This window comes from Vibrio taketomensis (assembly GCF_009938165.1).
Taxonomy (GTDB): Bacteria; Pseudomonadota; Gammaproteobacteria; order Enterobacterales; family Vibrionaceae; genus Vibrio; species Vibrio taketomensis.
This window is the reverse complement of the sequence record NZ_AP019649.1, coordinates 958,083-974,307: the sequence shown is the minus strand read 5'-3', so window position 1 is coordinate 974,307 and position 16,225 is coordinate 958,083. Positions and strand designations below refer to the sequence as shown.

The following is a 16,225-nucleotide window of genomic DNA, read 5'->3' as shown; positions in this document are numbered from 1 at the left end:
AAAATGATTCCTCAGTATACCAACTCACACCTAATTAGGTAATCCCTTCAACGCGCAAAAAACGACCATTAGCACCTATACTCAGCTCTAAACGTCTGCTTTTCGCGTATTATTGTAGGAAAAGTTAAGATAGAATCTTAGGTTCAACAAAAAAACACAGGTTAAGGACATAATCATGATCACCCTTCACACTAATTTTGGTGACATCAAAATTCAGCTAAACGAAGAAAAAGCACCAGAAACAAGTGCAAACTTCCTACAGTACTGCCGTGATGGTTTCTACGACAACACACTATTTCACCGTGTTATCGATGGTTTCATGATTCAAGGTGGTGGTATGGAGTCTGGTCTTCGTGAGAAGGCTTCTCGTGCACCAATTAAGAACGAAGCGAACAACGGTCTAAGCAACAAAGTAGGCACGCTTGCTATGGCGCGTACTATGGAACCACATTCAGCGAGCTCTCAGTTCTTCATCAACGTAAACAACAACACGTTCCTAGATTTCCGTAGCGAAAGCCTAGATGGTTGGGGTTACTGTGTATTCGGTGAAGTCGTTGAAGGCATGGACATCGTTAACAAAATCAAAGGTGTAAGCACTGGTTCTTACGGCATGCACCAAGATGTACCGCTAGAAGACGTGCTAATCACTGGCACAACTATCGAAGAGTAATCGATAACGAAGGGTGTATTTGCACCCTTCTTTTTTAAGCGTATTTATGACCACACTATTTATTTCTGATCTGCATTTATCACCAAACACCCCTGACATTAACTCTTGCTTTCAACGTTTTATGCGTGAAGAAGCGGTCAACGCAGATGCATTGTATGTACTTGGCGATCTGTTCGACTTTTGGATTGGTGATGACGACAACAGTGATTTTGCTCAGCAGATCCGCGCAGAATTCAAACGCCTAACCGACAACGGCGTCCCTTGTTTTTTTACCAAAGGAAATCGTGATTTTTTAGTCGGTAAACGCTTTGCAAAACAGACTGGAGTCGTACTACTGGGTGATGAAACCGTCATTGACCTTTACGGCCGTCGCGCGGTAATTTTGCACGGTGATACCTTGTGCACACAAGACACTCAATACTTAGCGTTTCGTGCAAAAGTAAACCAGCCATGGCTACAGTGGTTGTTTAACCGCTTACCAATGGCAGTCAAAACGCCTATCGTGAAGAAAGTGCAATCTGACGCTCGTGATACCAAAAAAGGTAAAGCCTTATCGATCATGGATGTCACACAAAGTGAAGTAGAGAAAGTGATGGCCGCTCACCATGTTGATTTAATGATTCATGGTCATACTCACCGTCCCAATATTCATACCTTCACTACAAATGGCCAAGAACTCACTCGCATCGTGCTTGGGGATTGGTACGAACAAGGTTCGATTCTGTGCTTTGAGCCGAAAAATTTCAGTTTACAAGTACGTCCATTGCAATCATAACCATGTTAGTTTGAGCTGCTTCATAGTAAATACCGTACAGCGCCCTATCATTTACTCAGTTGAAATGAGAGTTGAATAAGTATCTTGAAGTATTCCTATTTTGCACGCCAACCTATTATGGATGCGGAAAAAAATACCATTGGCTATGAGTTATTATTCCGCGATGGACCCAACAATAGTTTTCCTGACGTTGATGCGGATCTGGCGACAATGAAGCTGTTGTCAGATCACCTTTTGGCCACTCGACAAGAAACCATTGGTGAACTGTTAGGTTTTATCAACTTCCCATACCAAAGCTTGATCGATGATGTGCCCGGCCTGTTCCCAGCTCAGTATTTGGTGGTTGAAATCCTCGAAGACTGCAAGCCAACCGACGAGCTCTTTACCACCATCAAAAGCCTATCTGAACGCGGTTACACCATCGCACTGGATGACTTTGTGCCTAACGATGATTGGCTGCCCATTTTACGATATATCAACATCATCAAATTCGATATACGCACCATGCCAATGGAGCAAGCCAAAGCATTTATCAAACAAATGTCCCATAGCCGAATACGCTTCTTAGCCGAAAAAGTCGAAACAAATGAAGAGTTCATTGCTGCCAAAGAAGCTGGATTTGACTATTTCCAAGGCTACTTTTAGTAAACCCGAATTGGTGCAAAAAAAATCTCTTGAGCCTTGTTTACTCACGATTATTCAACTTCTGGTTGAAGTATCAAAAGACGAAATGGACTTTGATAAAATAGAAAAACTTATCAGCCAAGACGTGACGCTTTCCACAATTTACTTGGTTATGTCAATTCGACATCTCAAATTAGCACCAAAATCCAATCATTTCGGCAGGCATTGATTTATCTGGGTGAAGACCGATTAAGAAAGTTTGTTTCTCTGGCAGCATTGGCTGCAACTGATGAAAACAAACCAGATTATCTTTATGCATTATCCATTCAGCGCGCTAAGTTTTGCGAAACCCTATCACTTAAACTCAATGCCAAACCAAAACCTGGCCACGCTTTCCTTACTGGCATGTTCTCACTACTCGATAGCCTTTTAGATAGACCCATCGAAGATCTCATCAAAGCCATGCCTATTGATGACAACGTACAACATGCTCTCCTAGAGAAACGCGGTAATTTAGGTGGTCTATTAGCCCTATCGCAATCGCTCGAACGGGCCAACTGGAATCGTGTTGAATCAATCAGTGACAAATTGCGCCTTGATGAGGAGGAAGTCTTCCGAGCCTATGATGTCGCTATTCAATGGACATCTGAGGTATCTGAAGTCATTGACTAAATAGTCATATCAACCGTCCAATGTATGTAGTGCTTTACTGTCAACGAAGCGCTACATACACTTAGAGCTTTGTTACTCACCATAAGATTTCTCGTTGATGAATCCATGCCCATGTCATAGCAATGCTGACTATTCGCAATGCTGCCAACCGATCCACCAAAACCACGCTAATGCAACGACACCAGAACAGTTAATGCGCGCACGTTACAGTGCTCATGTTTTAAATTTAGTGGACTTTGTGGTCGCAACTTATCACCCAAGCTGCGAAGCAGAGCTAGAACGCGATGCTATTGCTGAGTCTGTTTCAAGCGATTGGATCAAACTTGAAGTGACGGAGACAAGCGACGGGCAAAACGAACATGAAGGCTTTGTGACTTTTAAAGCGTATTTCACGCAAGACAATCAAGAATATTGCCTAGAAGAGCGCTCACGTTTCGTGCGCGAAAATGAGCTTTGGTATTATATCGATGGTGAATTTCCCAAGGTACAAGATGAGCGCCTATCGCAACCTGTGAGCAGTCTGAAAGTCGGTCGTAATGACCCATGTATTTGTGGCAGCGGCAAAAAATTTAAGAAGTGCTGCGGATAATGAAACAAAAAAGGTAGATGTTTGCGCATCTACCTTTTTATTATGTCCTCTGACCTCAGAAGCATCGTTATTCGTCCTGATTCGGATTGACACGTAAGATGTCAGACTGCTGTGGTTCAAACTGTTTTTTTAGCTCTGCTTTGGACTTAAAGCTCATTTCGCCACCTTGAGCAATCGTCATATGCTGAGCTTGGGTATTGTGTTTTGACTGGTAAAGCATGACGGCTTGCATACAAGAGTCACGCTGTTCTTGAGAAATAGACTGCCCTTCAGGCCACTTTCCCGTTTCGACCGCATAGAGCAAGCGCTCATAAGCTTCCGGGGTAATTGAGTTAACGAGTTGCTCTACATCCATGGTCTATCCTTAACATCGTATTTGTCAAAAACATAACTGGCTCGGGCGATGAGTCAAGAACATCATCAATATAAAGTGTAATTGATCACAAGCAGCAAAATTATGAATAAACTAAGTTGGTCTCTATTCTATCTGTTAGCGTTGCTCTTACTGGTTGTTTCGAGGGCAGAAAAAACACGGAGCAATTGTGTGAATCAAACCCTGCACTCAATTGTAATGCACTAAACATCGACGACGGTCAATGCCGATTGCCCCGAACAGATTTGATCTGGCATCGCTTTGAGATCCAGAAAAACCCTTCTGATGATAACAAAATCAAGGAATATCAGATCTTAGCGGAATACGAGAAGTGCTTGACCCTCGCGGCTCAAATTCAGCCACTCACACTGTCTGACCGCAAATCAAAGCGCTTCACTACGCTAATGCACATTCAAGAAGAACAGACTCGTGTCGTTGACGAGCTTAAGCAGTCAACCAGTCCACAAGCCTATTACTTCTTATGGAGCCAAGAAGGGGATCGGGAAGCTCAGCGTCAATTTCTTCAATTGGAGGGAACGCCAGCACTTGAAAATGCCGCGATGCAATATGCGCTAGCCACTTTCTATACCGACCGCGACGCAGAAAAAACCCTCAAGCTACTCAATCGTTCGTTAGAGCTGGATAACGGTAAGCAAACCAATATCGAGGCTGTGAAATCTTTAGCCAGTATCAACTTACAGCAAAAACATCGTGAATTGGCTTATGTATGGGCGCAAGTCGCGGCTGAATACAATGTAAAAACCACGGACAAGAAAAACTACGTCATTTTGTACGGCTTTGATGACGATAAGTATCGCCAGTTAGATGAGATTGCCGATGACGTGCACTCGGCGCTAAACAAAGGGAACTATCGCAGCGATATGATTCCAAGCTTTGGCAACGGCAACTAACCGAACAACCTCAAGTTACGTAGTTCAACAATGTTTGACGTGCACGACAGATATAAATGAAAGGATAAAACAAATTGCGGTGATTTAATCACCGCTTTTTTGTAGATTGTTGAAAATTAACGACACAGAGTTAACGCAGAATCTTTCCCCGGTTGTCGGAGGGCCATCCGGAAAAACGTGACCAAGATGGCTATCACAAACTGCGCAACGGATCTCAGTTCTCACCATTCCGTGACTTAGATCTTTCAAATAACGAATTGCTTGGTCATCAATCGGCGCGTCAAAACTCGGCCAGCCGCAACCCGAATCAAATTTGTTTCCAGAATGAAATAAGGCTGTTTCACAACAGGTACAATTATAGGTGCCGGTCGCTCGATTATGTAAGAGCGTACCACTAAATGGCGCTTCAGTGCCCTGCATACGACAAACGCGAAACTCCTCTTCACTCAGGCGCTCACGCCAGTATTCATCAGGCTTTATTAAGCTTTTCTTTTCATTGTCCATCAACTTCCTCCCCGCGCGTTCTAGTAATAATTGTATAAACTTCCGTTAAAACTTGCGTCGAATACCCTTTGTAGCACATACTTTCTCACCATAACAGATTGGCTGATTTTCGTGGACCTGAAAACGCCTCTCTTCCCGATTTTACGATAATAGTTGGGAATAAGATTTCATTATCCGTGCAAAACATAAGCATTTGCGACTAATTGTGAAAAAAAGCGTCGCTTTTTTTTGACTTTAAACAAGTTAAGTCGGATTATCTCTTGCAGATTGTTAGTGGATTCTGTAATTTTACTACCAGTTATCTTTAATCAGAAATTAAGTTGTGGAGCAACTATAATGACTATCAAAGTAGGTATTAACGGTTTCGGCCGTATCGGTCGTTTCGTATTCCGTGCAGCGCAAGAGCGCAACGACATCGAAGTTGTAGGTATTAACGACCTTATCGACGTAGATTACATGGCATACATGCTGAAGTACGACTCAACTCACGGCCGTTTCAACGGTACTGTTGAAGTTGAAGGCGGTAACCTAATCGTTAACGGCAAAACTGTACGTGTAACTGCTGAGCGTAACCCAGAAGATCTAAAATGGGATGAAATCGGTGTTGACGTAGTTGCTGAAGCAACTGGTCTATTCCTAGACGACGCTACAGCTCGTAAACACATCACAGCTGGTGCTAAGAAAGTAGTTCTGACTGGTCCTTCAAAAGACGCTACTCCAATGTTCGTAATGGGTGTTAACCACACTTCTTACGCTGGTCAAGACATCGTTTCTAACGCTTCTTGTACTACTAACTGTCTAGCGCCTATCGCTAAAGTTCTTAACGACAAGTTCGGTATCGAATCTGGTCTTATGACTACAGTTCACGCAACTACAGCTACTCAAAAAACTGTAGACGGTCCTTCTGCTAAAGACTGGCGCGGTGGTCGTGGTGCTTCTCAAAACATCATCCCATCTTCAACTGGTGCTGCTAAAGCTGTAGGCGTTGTTCTTCCAGAACTAAACGGCAAACTAACTGGTATGGCTTTCCGCGTACCAACTGCTAACGTTTCTGTAGTTGACCTAACTGTTAACCTTAAGAACGGTGCATCTTACGAAGCTATCTGTGCAGCAATGAAAGAAGCTTCTGAAGGCGAACTAGCTGGCGTACTAGGTTACACTGAAGACGCAGTTGTTTCTCAAGACTTCATCGGCGAAACTCAAACTTCAGTATTCGATGCTAAAGCTGGTATCGCTCTAACTGACAACTTCGTTAAAGTTGTATCTTGGTACGACAACGAAATCGGTTACTCAAACAAAGTTCTAGACCTAATCGCTCACGTTTCTAAATAATGTAGTGATTAACGAAGAATTTCGTTAGACAAAAGGCGGCTCTCGAGTCGCCTTTTTAGTATCTGCAATTCCTAAAATTTATTTCCAAGTGACTATATTGCTCTTGGTTTAGCGTGAATTACTTTACCAACCGACTCTCTTCTTTGGCTGGTATCACAACATAAGGATTTGAAGGATGGATTTAGTTTCTCTTCCTACCGTAACCGTACTGTCTGACAACGTCACCATCGCACAGAAAGACCAAGTTAAAATCGTACGTATTCAACATGAAAAAGCCAATGCCGCTATTTCTCTGCTCGGCGGTCACGTCATCTCTTACCAACCAGCGGGGCAAGAAGACCTGATTTGGATGAGCGATACGGCAATTTTTGATGGCAAAACAGCCCTGCGTGGTGGCATTCCAGTTTGCTGGCCGTGGTTTGGTCGCGTTGCCGCTCCTGCGCATGGCTTCGCTCGTTCAACGGAATGGGAGTTAGTCGAACACCGTGAGAACGAACAAGGTGTTATCGTTGAGCTAGCTTGTTTCCCAAATGAAGCGACGCATGATATTTGGCCACATATGTTTGATGTGCGCTTGGTGGTTGAGGTGGGTGATGAGCTTAAAGTTAGTCTAAAAGTGCTAAACATCGATGATGAGGAGTGGACCTTCTCAGGCGCTCTGCATACCTACCTAAATGTGGCTGATATCGAGCAAACACAAATCACCGGCATGGGCAGCAGCTACATTGATAGCCTGCAAAGTAACCTTGTATGCCAAGGTGGTGACACGCTGGAATTAACCGCTGGTATCGACCGCGTTTACACCCAACCAGAAGCCGTGATCAACGTTGCAGACAAAGGGTTTGATCGTACGCTAAGCATCACTAACCAAGGTCACAACGCTGCTGTGCTATGGAACCCTTGGGTAGAAATTGCCACACAAATGGCAGACATGCCAAACGATGGTTACAAAACCATGATGTGTGTTGAATCCACCGTTCACGCACCAAGCATCAAAGATGGCATCACGCTTCAGCCAGGTGAAAGCCATATCCTATCAACGGTGATCTCTGCAAAGTAATCATCGCTTGATTCTACAGCGAATAGAGCCAGCCCCATTGCTGGCTCTTTGCTTTTTACTTTTGCCAACCGCCCTTTCTTGCTAGACTCTGCGACCTAAATTCATTCGTTGAGCTTGTTATGTCTTATCAATGTCCACTTTGCCATCTCCCTCTTGCTTTCGCGGATCGCACTTACCGTTGCGAAAACAACCATAGTTTTGATCTTGCAAAAGAAGGCTATGTAAACCTGATGCCCGTTCAGCACAAGCGTTCAAAAGATCCAGGCGATAACAAAGAGATGATGCAAGCGCGTCGTCGTTTTCTTGAGAAAGATTACTACCAACCAATGAAGCTAACGGTTGCACAACTTTGCGCTCAGTACCTGCAAAACACCCAACACCAACTTTTAGATATTGGTTGTGGTGAAGGCTATTACACCGATGAAGTCGCCGCGCAACTTAAGCAGCAAGACAGCAATGCTCGCGTATTTGGCCTAGACATCTCTAAAGTGATGATTCGCTATGCAGCCAAACGTTACACAAACGTTGAGTTTACCGTTGCTTCCAGTCATCGCTTGCCTTTTGCTGACGAAAGTCTAGATGCGATTCTTCGTATCTATGCGCCATGTAAAGCCGAAGAGCTTGCTCGCTGTCTAAAAAATGATGGGATCGTAGTAACCGTGACTCCTGCGGGACGCCACCTATTCCAACTGCGTGAACACATTTATCAAGATGTCCGCTTGCACAATGAAGAAGCAGAAGCACTTGAAGGATTCGCTCTCGAGCATGAGCAAAAGCTCAACTACATGATGAACCTCGCTCAAGGCGATGCTTTTGATTTATTGCAAATGACTCCATTTGCTTGGAAAGCGAGCGACGAACTGCGCGAAATGCTTAAGACAGCAGAGCACTTCGATTGCGAAGCTGATTTCATGATTCGTATTTACCGTAAACTATCTGCGTAATCATTAATCACCAACGCTTAAAGAGAAATTTACACTCTTTGATAGATATTTTCGTAAGCCTTATTTACGCTTTTAGTTAAACGCAAATAAGGCTTTTTTATGTTTAGAATCTTGTCATCGACGATGCTATGCACCCTCTTGTTCGGCTGCGCACAGGCCCCTTCAAGCACGAACAGTTCTGCCCTGAATACGCTTTACGACTATCAATTGTACTCACCGCACACTCAACCCATCACACTCAAACAACTCGTAAGCTCAGCTGAGGATGCCGATGTCATTTTGGTGGGAGAATGGCACACTCACCCTGCAACACATTATTTTGAAGCCCAGTTGTTGCATAAGCTCACCGTGGCTAAACCTAAGCTTGCACTTTCAATGGAACAATTTTCTCGCGATAAGCAGGCTATCGTTAATCAATATGTAGATGGTGAGATCGGCGAGCAAACCCTCAAGCAAGAAGCCAATGCTTGGCCAAACTACTCCAGTGATTATCGTCCCCTGATTGAATACGCCAAAACGAACAATCTTGATGTCATTGCAGCCAATGCGCCAAGAAAAATAGTGCGCTGTATTGGTCGTAAGGGCACAGACTACGTGGCATCGTTACCCAGTGAACAACAACGTTGGATCGCTACTAAAATCAATACCGAACAATCGCCCTACAAGACTAAGTTTATGGGATCTATGCATCATGGTGATTTGGCACAAAACGAAAATCAATACGCCGCGCAAGTGACATGGGATGAAACCATGGGAGAAAGTATCGTAAACTACCTAAATGATCATCCTGATCATCTCGTCATGCATATCGCCGGCAATTTTCATGTCGAAGATGGACTCGGGATTAAAGCGTCTATTTTACGCCGCAATCCAGATTTGAATGTGCTTGTTATTTCCATCACCAGTGACCCCATCGAGCCCAAATCGGATTACCAATTGCAGGTACTGCCAATGCCACCGAGATACGAGCAAGAACAAAACAGAATGGCGGCTTACCGCAAAATGATGCACCACAGCGCTACGACAGCATCAAACTCAGAGTGTCAGCAATAACCTAACTTACTGAAATGAAAAGTTGGCGCACTTATTGCTATTTTGTTAGCGATAAAAACTAAACTTTTGTTCGAAATATCCCACAAGTTTTGGCCGCCTTAGTCGATACAGTGACTAAGGTTCACTAAAGGAGACGGTTATGACCCCAGTAGGAATGGCGCCAGCCAAGCTGACACCAAGCCAACAAGTCAAGCCTCAAGCAAAACCAACAGAAGCGGACGCAAACCCTGCGCCACTCAAGGTTGAGCAAAATAAAGTTACGCTTTCTGAAGAAGGTAAAGCACTGCTTGCCGCGCTTCAAGAGATTGAAAAAGAAAGTGCCGAGGGGGCTAAGGCCGAAAAAAGCGTTGGTGAAAAAGTAGAATCTTTCGCAGCTGGCGCACTAGGTATGGATCATCCTGATGTCGTAAAAGAAGAGGAAGACGATTCATACACCGCAGGGCAATTTGTTTCCGCTGCGGCAACCATTGGTGGTATTTTACTGATGTTAGCCTGACCGTTTTGTTCAGGCTAATTGTTACTTTTCTATATTCCCCTGTTTTATCTTTACGACAAAAATCAATTTGTAACCTGTTGTTTACAAAAAACATAATGGATTAACGATGGTCTTTAAGGATAAAGCACACCATGAAAAACTCATTTTCGTTAATCGATAAACCGACCTTTTTTGGCGCGATTGGCATGTTGCTATCGGTCGTCATTCCTTTAATTCTTTTCCCTGAACAAGGTGCCGAGTGGATTGCCACGGCCAAAACCTTTATGACCGATAAGCTTGGCTTCCTCTACCTTGCTCTCGGGATAGGTGCGTTCTTCTTTATGGTCTATGTCATTTTTAGTGATATGGGACAAATCAAACTAGGCGAACCGGATGAAAAACCAGAGTTCTCTACCGTGTCTTGGGCGGCAATGTTGTTCTGCGGCGGTATCGGTGCCAGCATCCTCTACTGGGGTTGCATTGAATGGGCCTATTACTACCAATCACCGCCGTTTCAATTAGAAGCGGGTAGTGAAGAAGCCGTTCGCTGGGCAGCAACCTACGGTATTTTCCACTGGGGTCCAATTGCATGGGCTATCTACCTCATACCTGCCCTACCCATTGCTTACTTCTACTATGTGCGTAAGCAGCCTGCATTAAAAGTGTCTAGCGCACTGATGCCAGTATTAGGCGAAACACGCAGTAAAGGTGCGTTGGGTAAAATCGTCGACGTGCTGTTCATTTTTGGTCTACTGGGTGGCGCGGCCACCAGCTTAGGTTTAGCTGCACCTTTGATTGGTGAGGGCTTGAACTACTTATTTGGCTTACCAAAAAACACGTTTAGCCAAGTAATGGTACTGCTGCTTTGTACCGCGATTTTCGCTTACTCTTCTTATGCTGGACTTGAGAAAGGCATTAAGTTCCTCAGTAACATTAACTTCTGGGGCGCAATGGGGTTACTCGCTTTTGTGCTGATTGTTGGACCAACCATTTTCATACTTGAAACAGGTTTGGATTCACTCGGTCGCATGCTGTCTAACTTCTTCGTGATGGCAACTTGGGCAGAACCGTTTGGTGGCTATGGCTCATTCGATGATACTCACTTCCCTCAAGATTGGACCATTTTCTACTGGGCATGGTGGCTGGTATTTGCACCAAGCATGGGTTTGTTCGTGGCGCGTATTTCACGCGGACGCACAATTAAACAAATGGTTTCGGGCTCCATCTTCTTTGGCTCGCTCGGCTGCTTCCTGTTCTTTATGGTGCTTGGCAACTACGGTCTATCACTGCAACTTTCTGGTGAATTGGACGTGGTCGGCATTCTTAATGCAGAAGGCGCAACTAAAGCAATATTCTCAATGCTTGAAGCTCTGCCAATGGGTACGGTAGTGATTGCCGCCTTTACCGTGCTATGTATTATCTTTACCGCGACGACCTTTGACTCAATCTCCTACATTCTAGCTTCTGTGGTGCAAAATGATGTCACAGAAGAGCCAATGCGCTGGAACCGCATGTTCTGGGCGTTTGCATTATCATTCCTACCTGCAGTGCTGATGTTTATGGGCGGCTTGAGCACGCTACAAACCGCAGCTATTGTTGGTGGTTTGCCATTGCTTGGGATTGCAGTCATGTTGATGGTATCGGCAGTACGCGCGACTACGCTCGACCTCCGCCATCAAGAAGATTATGTTGAACCAACCATCAATATCGAAGAACTACCAGAAATCGATCCTTGGTCGACCGAAGGTATTGCCTTGGCTAAGTTCGAAAAAGCGCGTGATGCCGCGCAAGAGGCTGCAGAAGCTGAGCGTTTGGCAATGGCTGAACTGATGAAGGTGCGTAAACTGATTCGTGCTTACGCGCTAGAGCATAGCGTTGATGCATTCAATGAAGAGCATCAACTGCCTCAGGAACTACAAGACGCGCTACAGCAAGCGCAAGATAACGTGGCTAAGGCGCAAGAGTTTAAGCAAACTGCCTCTGAGCTATCGCAACAAGCTAGAATTGATTTCAACAACATCGTTCCCAGCTAAGCAATTGACCTCAGGTGGTCAGGTATCATCTGAGATCGATATTGAATGTTTAAGTTGAATATTATCCATCAAGTTATTCTTCTTACATAAGTGAAAGCCCATCATTACTTACATAATGATGGGCTTTTTGTTAAAGCGTTATCTGTGGTTAAGCGTCTTTTTTGTCAACCATATGCAAATGCACGTCCTGTTGTGGGAATGGAATCGAAATGCCTTCGCGGTCAAAACGTAGCTTCACTTCTTTAGTCACATCCCAGTACACATCCCAATAGTCATCGGTTTTAACCCAAGGACGAACAATAAAATCAATCGAAGACGTATTGAGTGTATGAACTTTAATCATTGGCTCAGGCGCACGCAGAACAGCTGGATGTGAAGTAACGATGTCCGTTAGTACAGACTCAGCAAGTAATAGATCATCGCTGTAACCGATACCAAATACCATGTCGACACGGCGAATACGCTCATGCGTAACGTTCTTAATTACATCGCCCCAAATCTTACTGTTTGGCACCATGATGATTTGGTTATCAAAGGTGCGAATAGTCGTGCTCACCAGGCTCATATGGCTCACCTTGCCATCTACCCCACCCGCATACACGAAGTCACCGACATCAAATGGACGATAAATAAGTAGCATCATACCTGCAGCGAAATTAGATAAGGTGTCTTGCAAGGCAAAACCGATAATCACACCGGCAATACCGAAACCGGTCAGGATTGGCGCGAGATTTAAACCCAGCTGAGATAGGCCAACCATAATACCGACAACCCACACAGCTTTGCTCGACATCGAGACAAAGAAATCCTGCATCAATTGCGACATTTTCAGATTCTTGGTGGATACCGTTTTAGACACGATTTTGCGCGCAATTCCCGCAATGCCTTTGGTGATCAGCAAGATAAGTGCAAACACCATCAACTGGAATACGTGCTGAGGCGCATTCTCTACTAGCCAATCAAAGGCGTTGGTCGACCAACTGCTGACGATCGCCCACATCACTTTCGCGTTGAGTAGATCGTGAGTGATGTTGCCAGTCACCTCAAATGCCAAGCGTTTGTAGTCGGCGGTCTCAAGCCCCAAATCACTGCCAATTGAAATCAAATCACGCATGCTCTTGGTGGCAATATCTAAGCGCTGTTTGATGATCAATTGGTTGAGTTGAATGGCTGCCTTTTCCGACTCTGGGCTGGTCGCTAATTGAGTAGCGGTAAAATCATGCTGCTGATCAAGGTATTCCACCGATGCCGATAATAAGCGCAAACGAGTATTCGTTTCTTCTTTAAGTTGAGCTTCGAGCTTCGCATCTGGCTTATCGAGCTGTTTTAGCCACGTAATGTTTTGCCAACTCGCATGGTACGTAGTGTCTAAATAATGCTGTAACTCTCGATACTGATTAATCAGAGCTAACTTATCTTCTGGTTTCGCTTCGTTAATCTGCTCATTAAGCTCTTTTATTTTATTATCAAGATACTTACGCGCGCTTTGCGCGTATTTGATTTGTTGCTGAATCTGTTGTTTAAGGACAGGTTCACTCAAGCTCTTATCATTGACCGCAATCGCTAACTGACTACGTAGATCCTCATTTTTTTGGAACAACTGTAATTGAATCGCATCACGTTCATCACCTGTTGCGGTCGCTAAGCTTTTTGATAAATCCGCAATATCTTGATTGATTGATGCAATCGCAAGTTCAGCTTTTGAATGTTGAGGCTCAGCCTGCTGAGGAGGCGTCGCCGCGGTATCAGTTTGAGCAACCGCTGAAAAAGAAAGCCAAAAGGCGAGCATTGGAAGCAACAATAAGTTGCAGAAAAAAGAAAATGGCCTAATCAAATTGGAGCGAAGCTTTGGGACATAGACACCTCATTTCCATAAAGCTTAAAAGCTGGATATAAAAGCCTAATTGTAGTTCGAAATCAACTCTGTAACCGTGAAACTCACGTAAAAAGCGCGAGCTTTGAAGGCTCGCGAAAATTAGAACATTTTATTTTCTAGTTACATTTCTTTGCTTTAGATGGGCAACCACTTGTTTGCGAGCATCCGGCGCAACCGCCACCCTTACGTTTCATGGCGACGACTTTATAAAACGCCAAACCAGTATTGATACAATGCAAAGTGCTACGATCAAATTGCTCATGATTGCTCCTTACTAGTAGCTTAAACCCAATTTTGACTCTCTTTGATTGAGCCTTTCTTCAGCAGACTCACTAATACCGCAAACAGCGCCAAACAGACCACGAGGCCAAATACAAAGCCATCGCCCAAAGAACCGGTCGTCACAAGTGTGCCCACTTGGTAAGTCGAAAATGCGACTACGTAAGCGATACCCATTTGCAATGCGATACCGCAAACAACCATTTTTATTTTCCATCTCAGCATTCATCGCACCGATAGCGGCAACATGGCGGCGTAAATGGTTAAACATCAAATAAGCCAACGCGGCAACCGATGAAGGCCATGACTGACGCTACATCTGCACTGCCAGACACTAGAGCAAGCTCGTCGGTATCGATAAAGTTGGTAATACCGTAAACCACTGCCAAGGTCCCTACCACGTTCTCTTTCGCGATAAAACCTGTGATTGCTGCTGCAGCTAATTGCCATACACCAAAACCAAGCGGCACAAGGAACAATGCAAATGGCGATGCCAGCGTTGCTAGAATACTCGTATTTTCAGCACCCTCAGCCACTACATCAAATTGCCAGTTAAACGTCTGCATAATGTGCACGGCTGCGTTACATAGCAAGATAATGGTACCCGCTTTGATAATGAACGCTTTCGCGCGAGATAGTGTCGAACGAGTTGCTAACATCAAGCTTGGCACACGATATTCAGGCAGTTCAAGGATAAAGAACGAACGCGTGCTCTTTTCACCCGTGATGCGCACGATAAGCATCGCACCCAAAATAATCAAAGCAATACCAGCAAAGTACATGCTAGTGCCAACCCAAGCTGAGTCATGGAAAAACACGCCAGCAAACAGCGCGATAACCGGCAGTTTCGCACCACAAGGCATAAACGGTGTTAGCATTGCAGTCGTGCGACGCTGACGTTCGTTTTGAATCGTACGTGTGGCCATTACACCAGGGATCGCACAACCTGTACCAATGATCATTGGAATGATTGACTTACCTGATAAACCCACTTTTTTGAAGAAGCGGTCCATGATGATCGCGACACGCGCCATGTAGCCGCTGTCTTCCAAAAGCGCCAATAGGAAGAAAAGCACCATAATTAAAGGCAGGAAGCCAACAACAGCGCCTACACCGCCAATGATGCCATCAAGCAACAGTGCACTTAAGAATGGGGAAACGTCATCGCCCATCGCGCCTTCAACCATACCGTAGAAACTATCGATCCAGCCGACTAAAGTATCCGCAAATAAAGGACCTACATATGTTTGCGAGATAGAAAACACGGCCCACATCACCAAAGCAAAATAGGTAAACCGAGCCATTTGTGCGCTAATACTGTATCTACTTTGTCATGAATCGTTTGTTTTGAGCTGCTAATTTGGCGACTCTCAATTTTACTCACCAGTTGCTTAACAAAGTCATAGCGCTGGGCATCCAGGGCTTTAATCGCTTCAACATCTTGTGCATCACTACTTGCTTGTGTGTACGGCGCTAATTGCTTTTGCTCTTGAACGTCTACCGCTTGTTCCACCAACTTAGCTAAACCTGCATTACGTTTATCAGCGGCGACAATTTCCACCACCGGACAACCCAGCAACTCGCTCAACTGCTGGCTATCAACATGCGCTTGGCGACTTACATTGAGATCAGTCTTATTCAGTGCAACAACAACGGGAATACCGAGCTCTAAAAGTTGAGTAGTAAAGAATAAGCTTCGGTTTAGGTTGGTGGCGTCCACGACGTTAATAATGACGTCAGATTCTCACTCTTCACGTAATCACGAGTGATCGTTTCTTCCAAAGTGAAAGGCGACATTGAGTAAGCACCAGGCAAATCCACAACGCTTACCGAATTGAGTTCGCCAGCGAGCTCTTTACGCAAAGAGCTTCTTTTGCTGATGGTTACGCCGGCCCAGTTACCTACCTTTTCTTGCTTGCCTGTTAACGCATTGAATAAAGTAGTTTTACCGCTATTGGGATTACCAGCTAAGGAAATTTTCACAACGATCTCTCCATTTCATATATCCATTAACTTGAGAAAATGAAAGGAGCGCCTGTGGTTATTGGCGTTACG

15 protein-coding genes and 2 pseudogenes are annotated in these 16,225 nt (G+C 44.6%); 11 read left to right on the top strand and 6 right to left on the bottom strand.

The window, feature by feature from the left end; all coding sequences use genetic code 11:
* The first annotated feature begins 175 nt into the window (after positions 1–175).
* From Vt282_RS04525 to Vt282_RS04510, 4 genes and pseudogenes are all read left to right on the top strand, one after another.
* Positions 176–670 carry a peptidylprolyl isomerase gene (locus tag Vt282_RS04525; protein WP_162046758.1) on the top strand — a complete coding sequence of 165 codons (495 nt, stop codon included), beginning with the start codon at positions 176–178 and terminating at the stop codon, positions 668–670.
* A gap of 46 nt (positions 671–716) precedes the next feature.
* A complete protein-coding gene (lpxH, locus tag Vt282_RS04520; RefSeq protein WP_162062671.1) occupies positions 717–1,445 on the top strand; it encodes a UDP-2,3-diacylglucosamine diphosphatase in 729 nt (242 codons plus the stop codon).
* A gap of 84 nt (positions 1,446–1,529) precedes the next feature.
* Positions 1,530–2,741 (top strand): annotated as a pseudogene (locus tag Vt282_RS04515) (EAL and HDOD domain-containing protein).
* A gap of 97 nt (positions 2,742–2,838) precedes the next feature.
* Entirely contained in the window at positions 2,839–3,330 is a 492-nt protein-coding gene (locus Vt282_RS04510) for a YchJ family protein (RefSeq protein ID WP_162062670.1), read from the top strand.
* A gap of 67 nt (positions 3,331–3,397) precedes the next feature.
* Here the strand turns inward: Vt282_RS04510 and Vt282_RS04505 are convergent, their stop codons facing one another.
* Positions 3,398–3,685, bottom strand: a complete 288-nt coding sequence (locus Vt282_RS04505; protein WP_162046761.1) for a YeaC family protein — start codon at positions 3,683–3,685, stop codon at positions 3,398–3,400.
* Positions 3,686–3,801: 116 nt separating this feature from the next.
* Here Vt282_RS04505 and Vt282_RS04500 point away from each other — a divergent pair, with 116 nt between their 5' ends.
* Positions 3,802–4,614, top strand: coding sequence for a DUF2989 domain-containing protein (locus Vt282_RS04500; RefSeq protein WP_162062669.1), 813 nt, complete (start codon positions 3,802–3,804; stop codon positions 4,612–4,614).
* Between the two features lie 84 nt (positions 4,615–4,698).
* Here the strand turns inward: Vt282_RS04500 and msrB are convergent, their stop codons facing one another.
* Positions 4,699–5,118 carry a peptide-methionine (R)-S-oxide reductase MsrB gene (gene msrB / locus Vt282_RS04495; protein WP_162046763.1) on the bottom strand — a complete coding sequence of 140 codons (420 nt, stop codon included), beginning with the start codon at positions 5,116–5,118 and terminating at the stop codon, positions 4,699–4,701.
* Between the two features lie 336 nt (positions 5,119–5,454).
* On the opposite strand from msrB, the gene gap reads away from it, so the two are divergent.
* From gap to Vt282_RS04465, 6 genes are all read left to right on the top strand, one after another.
* Complete coding sequence (gene gap, locus Vt282_RS04490; RefSeq protein WP_162046764.1) at positions 5,455–6,450, top strand: type I glyceraldehyde-3-phosphate dehydrogenase; 996 nt, start codon at positions 5,455–5,457, stop codon at positions 6,448–6,450.
* 175 nt (positions 6,451–6,625) lie between these two features.
* Positions 6,626–7,510 (top strand): D-hexose-6-phosphate mutarotase, encoded by an 885-nt coding sequence (locus Vt282_RS04485; protein WP_162062668.1) that lies wholly within the window; start codon positions 6,626–6,628, stop codon positions 7,508–7,510.
* A 119-nt stretch (positions 7,511–7,629) separates the two neighbouring features.
* Positions 7,630–8,454, top strand: coding sequence for a 23S rRNA (guanine(745)-N(1))-methyltransferase (gene rlmA, locus Vt282_RS04480; RefSeq protein ID WP_162062667.1), 825 nt, complete (start codon positions 7,630–7,632; stop codon positions 8,452–8,454).
* Between the two features lie 99 nt (positions 8,455–8,553).
* Positions 8,554–9,507 (top strand): ChaN family lipoprotein, encoded by a 954-nt coding sequence (locus Vt282_RS04475; RefSeq protein ID WP_162062666.1) that lies wholly within the window; start codon positions 8,554–8,556, stop codon positions 9,505–9,507.
* A 139-nt stretch (positions 9,508–9,646) separates the two neighbouring features.
* The gene (locus tag Vt282_RS04470; RefSeq protein WP_162046768.1) at positions 9,647–10,003 is read left to right on the top strand and encodes a hypothetical protein; all 357 of its coding nucleotides are present in this window, start codon (positions 9,647–9,649) and stop codon (positions 10,001–10,003) included.
* Between the two features lie 131 nt (positions 10,004–10,134).
* Positions 10,135–12,015, top strand: coding sequence for a BCCT family transporter (locus Vt282_RS04465; RefSeq protein ID WP_162046769.1), 1,881 nt, complete (start codon positions 10,135–10,137; stop codon positions 12,013–12,015).
* Between the two features lie 148 nt (positions 12,016–12,163).
* Here Vt282_RS04465 and Vt282_RS04460 read toward each other — a convergent pair whose 3' ends face one another.
* The 4 genes and pseudogenes from Vt282_RS04460 to Vt282_RS20430 all read right to left on the bottom strand — a co-directional run bounded on the left by Vt282_RS04460 (position 12,164) and on the right by Vt282_RS20430 (position 16,153).
* Positions 12,164–13,804 carry a mechanosensitive ion channel family protein gene (locus Vt282_RS04460; RefSeq protein ID WP_162062665.1) on the bottom strand — a complete coding sequence of 547 codons (1,641 nt, stop codon included), beginning with the start codon at positions 13,802–13,804 and terminating at the stop codon, positions 12,164–12,166.
* Positions 13,805–14,173: 369 nt separating this feature from the next.
* The gene (locus Vt282_RS20135) at positions 14,174–14,374 is read right to left on the bottom strand and encodes a hypothetical protein (protein ID WP_197740087.1); all 201 of its coding nucleotides are present in this window, start codon (positions 14,372–14,374) and stop codon (positions 14,174–14,176) included.
* 59 nt (positions 14,375–14,433) lie between these two features.
* Entirely contained in the window at positions 14,434–15,474 is a 1,041-nt protein-coding gene (locus tag Vt282_RS20130) for a ferrous iron transporter B (protein WP_197740086.1), read from the bottom strand.
* Positions 15,444–16,153 (bottom strand): annotated as a pseudogene (locus Vt282_RS20430) (FeoB small GTPase domain-containing protein). Before Vt282_RS20430 ends, Vt282_RS20130 begins: the two are co-directional and overlap by 31 nt.
* Positions 16,154–16,225: the final 72 nt, after the last annotated feature.

Excerpts from the sequence above, each read along its gene's own strand:
- Vt282_RS04525 (WP_162046758.1), top strand. The coding sequence starts at position 176 with ATGATCACCCTTCACACTAATTTTGGTGACATCAAAATTCAGCTAAAC.
- lpxH (WP_162062671.1), top strand. The coding sequence starts at position 717 with ATGACCACACTATTTATTTCTGATCTGCATTTATCACCAAACACCCCT.
- Vt282_RS04485 (WP_162062668.1), top strand. The coding sequence starts at position 6,626 with ATGGATTTAGTTTCTCTTCCTACCGTAACCGTACTGTCTGACAACGTC.
- msrB (WP_162046763.1), bottom strand. The coding sequence starts at position 5,118 with ATGGACAATGAAAAGAAAAGCTTAATAAAGCCTGATGAATACTGGCGT.
- Vt282_RS20130 (WP_197740086.1), bottom strand. The coding sequence starts at position 15,474 with ATGGCTCGGTTTACCTATTTTGCTTTGGTGATGTGGGCCGTGTTTTCT.
- Vt282_RS04510 (WP_162062670.1), top strand. The coding sequence starts at position 2,839 with ATGAATCCATGCCCATGTCATAGCAATGCTGACTATTCGCAATGCTGC.
- Vt282_RS04465 (WP_162046769.1), top strand. The coding sequence starts at position 10,135 with ATGAAAAACTCATTTTCGTTAATCGATAAACCGACCTTTTTTGGCGCG.
- gap (WP_162046764.1), top strand. The coding sequence starts at position 5,455 with ATGACTATCAAAGTAGGTATTAACGGTTTCGGCCGTATCGGTCGTTTC.
- Vt282_RS04470 (WP_162046768.1), top strand. The coding sequence starts at position 9,647 with ATGACCCCAGTAGGAATGGCGCCAGCCAAGCTGACACCAAGCCAACAA.
- Vt282_RS04475 (WP_162062666.1), top strand. The coding sequence starts at position 8,554 with ATGTTTAGAATCTTGTCATCGACGATGCTATGCACCCTCTTGTTCGGC.
- Vt282_RS04460 (WP_162062665.1), bottom strand. The coding sequence starts at position 13,804 with ATGCTCGCCTTTTGGCTTTCTTTTTCAGCGGTTGCTCAAACTGATACC.
- Vt282_RS04505 (WP_162046761.1), bottom strand. The coding sequence starts at position 3,685 with ATGGATGTAGAGCAACTCGTTAACTCAATTACCCCGGAAGCTTATGAG.
- rlmA (WP_162062667.1), top strand. The coding sequence starts at position 7,630 with ATGTCTTATCAATGTCCACTTTGCCATCTCCCTCTTGCTTTCGCGGAT.
- Vt282_RS20135 (WP_197740087.1), bottom strand. The coding sequence starts at position 14,374 with ATGGTTGTTTGCGGTATCGCATTGCAAATGGGTATCGCTTACGTAGTC.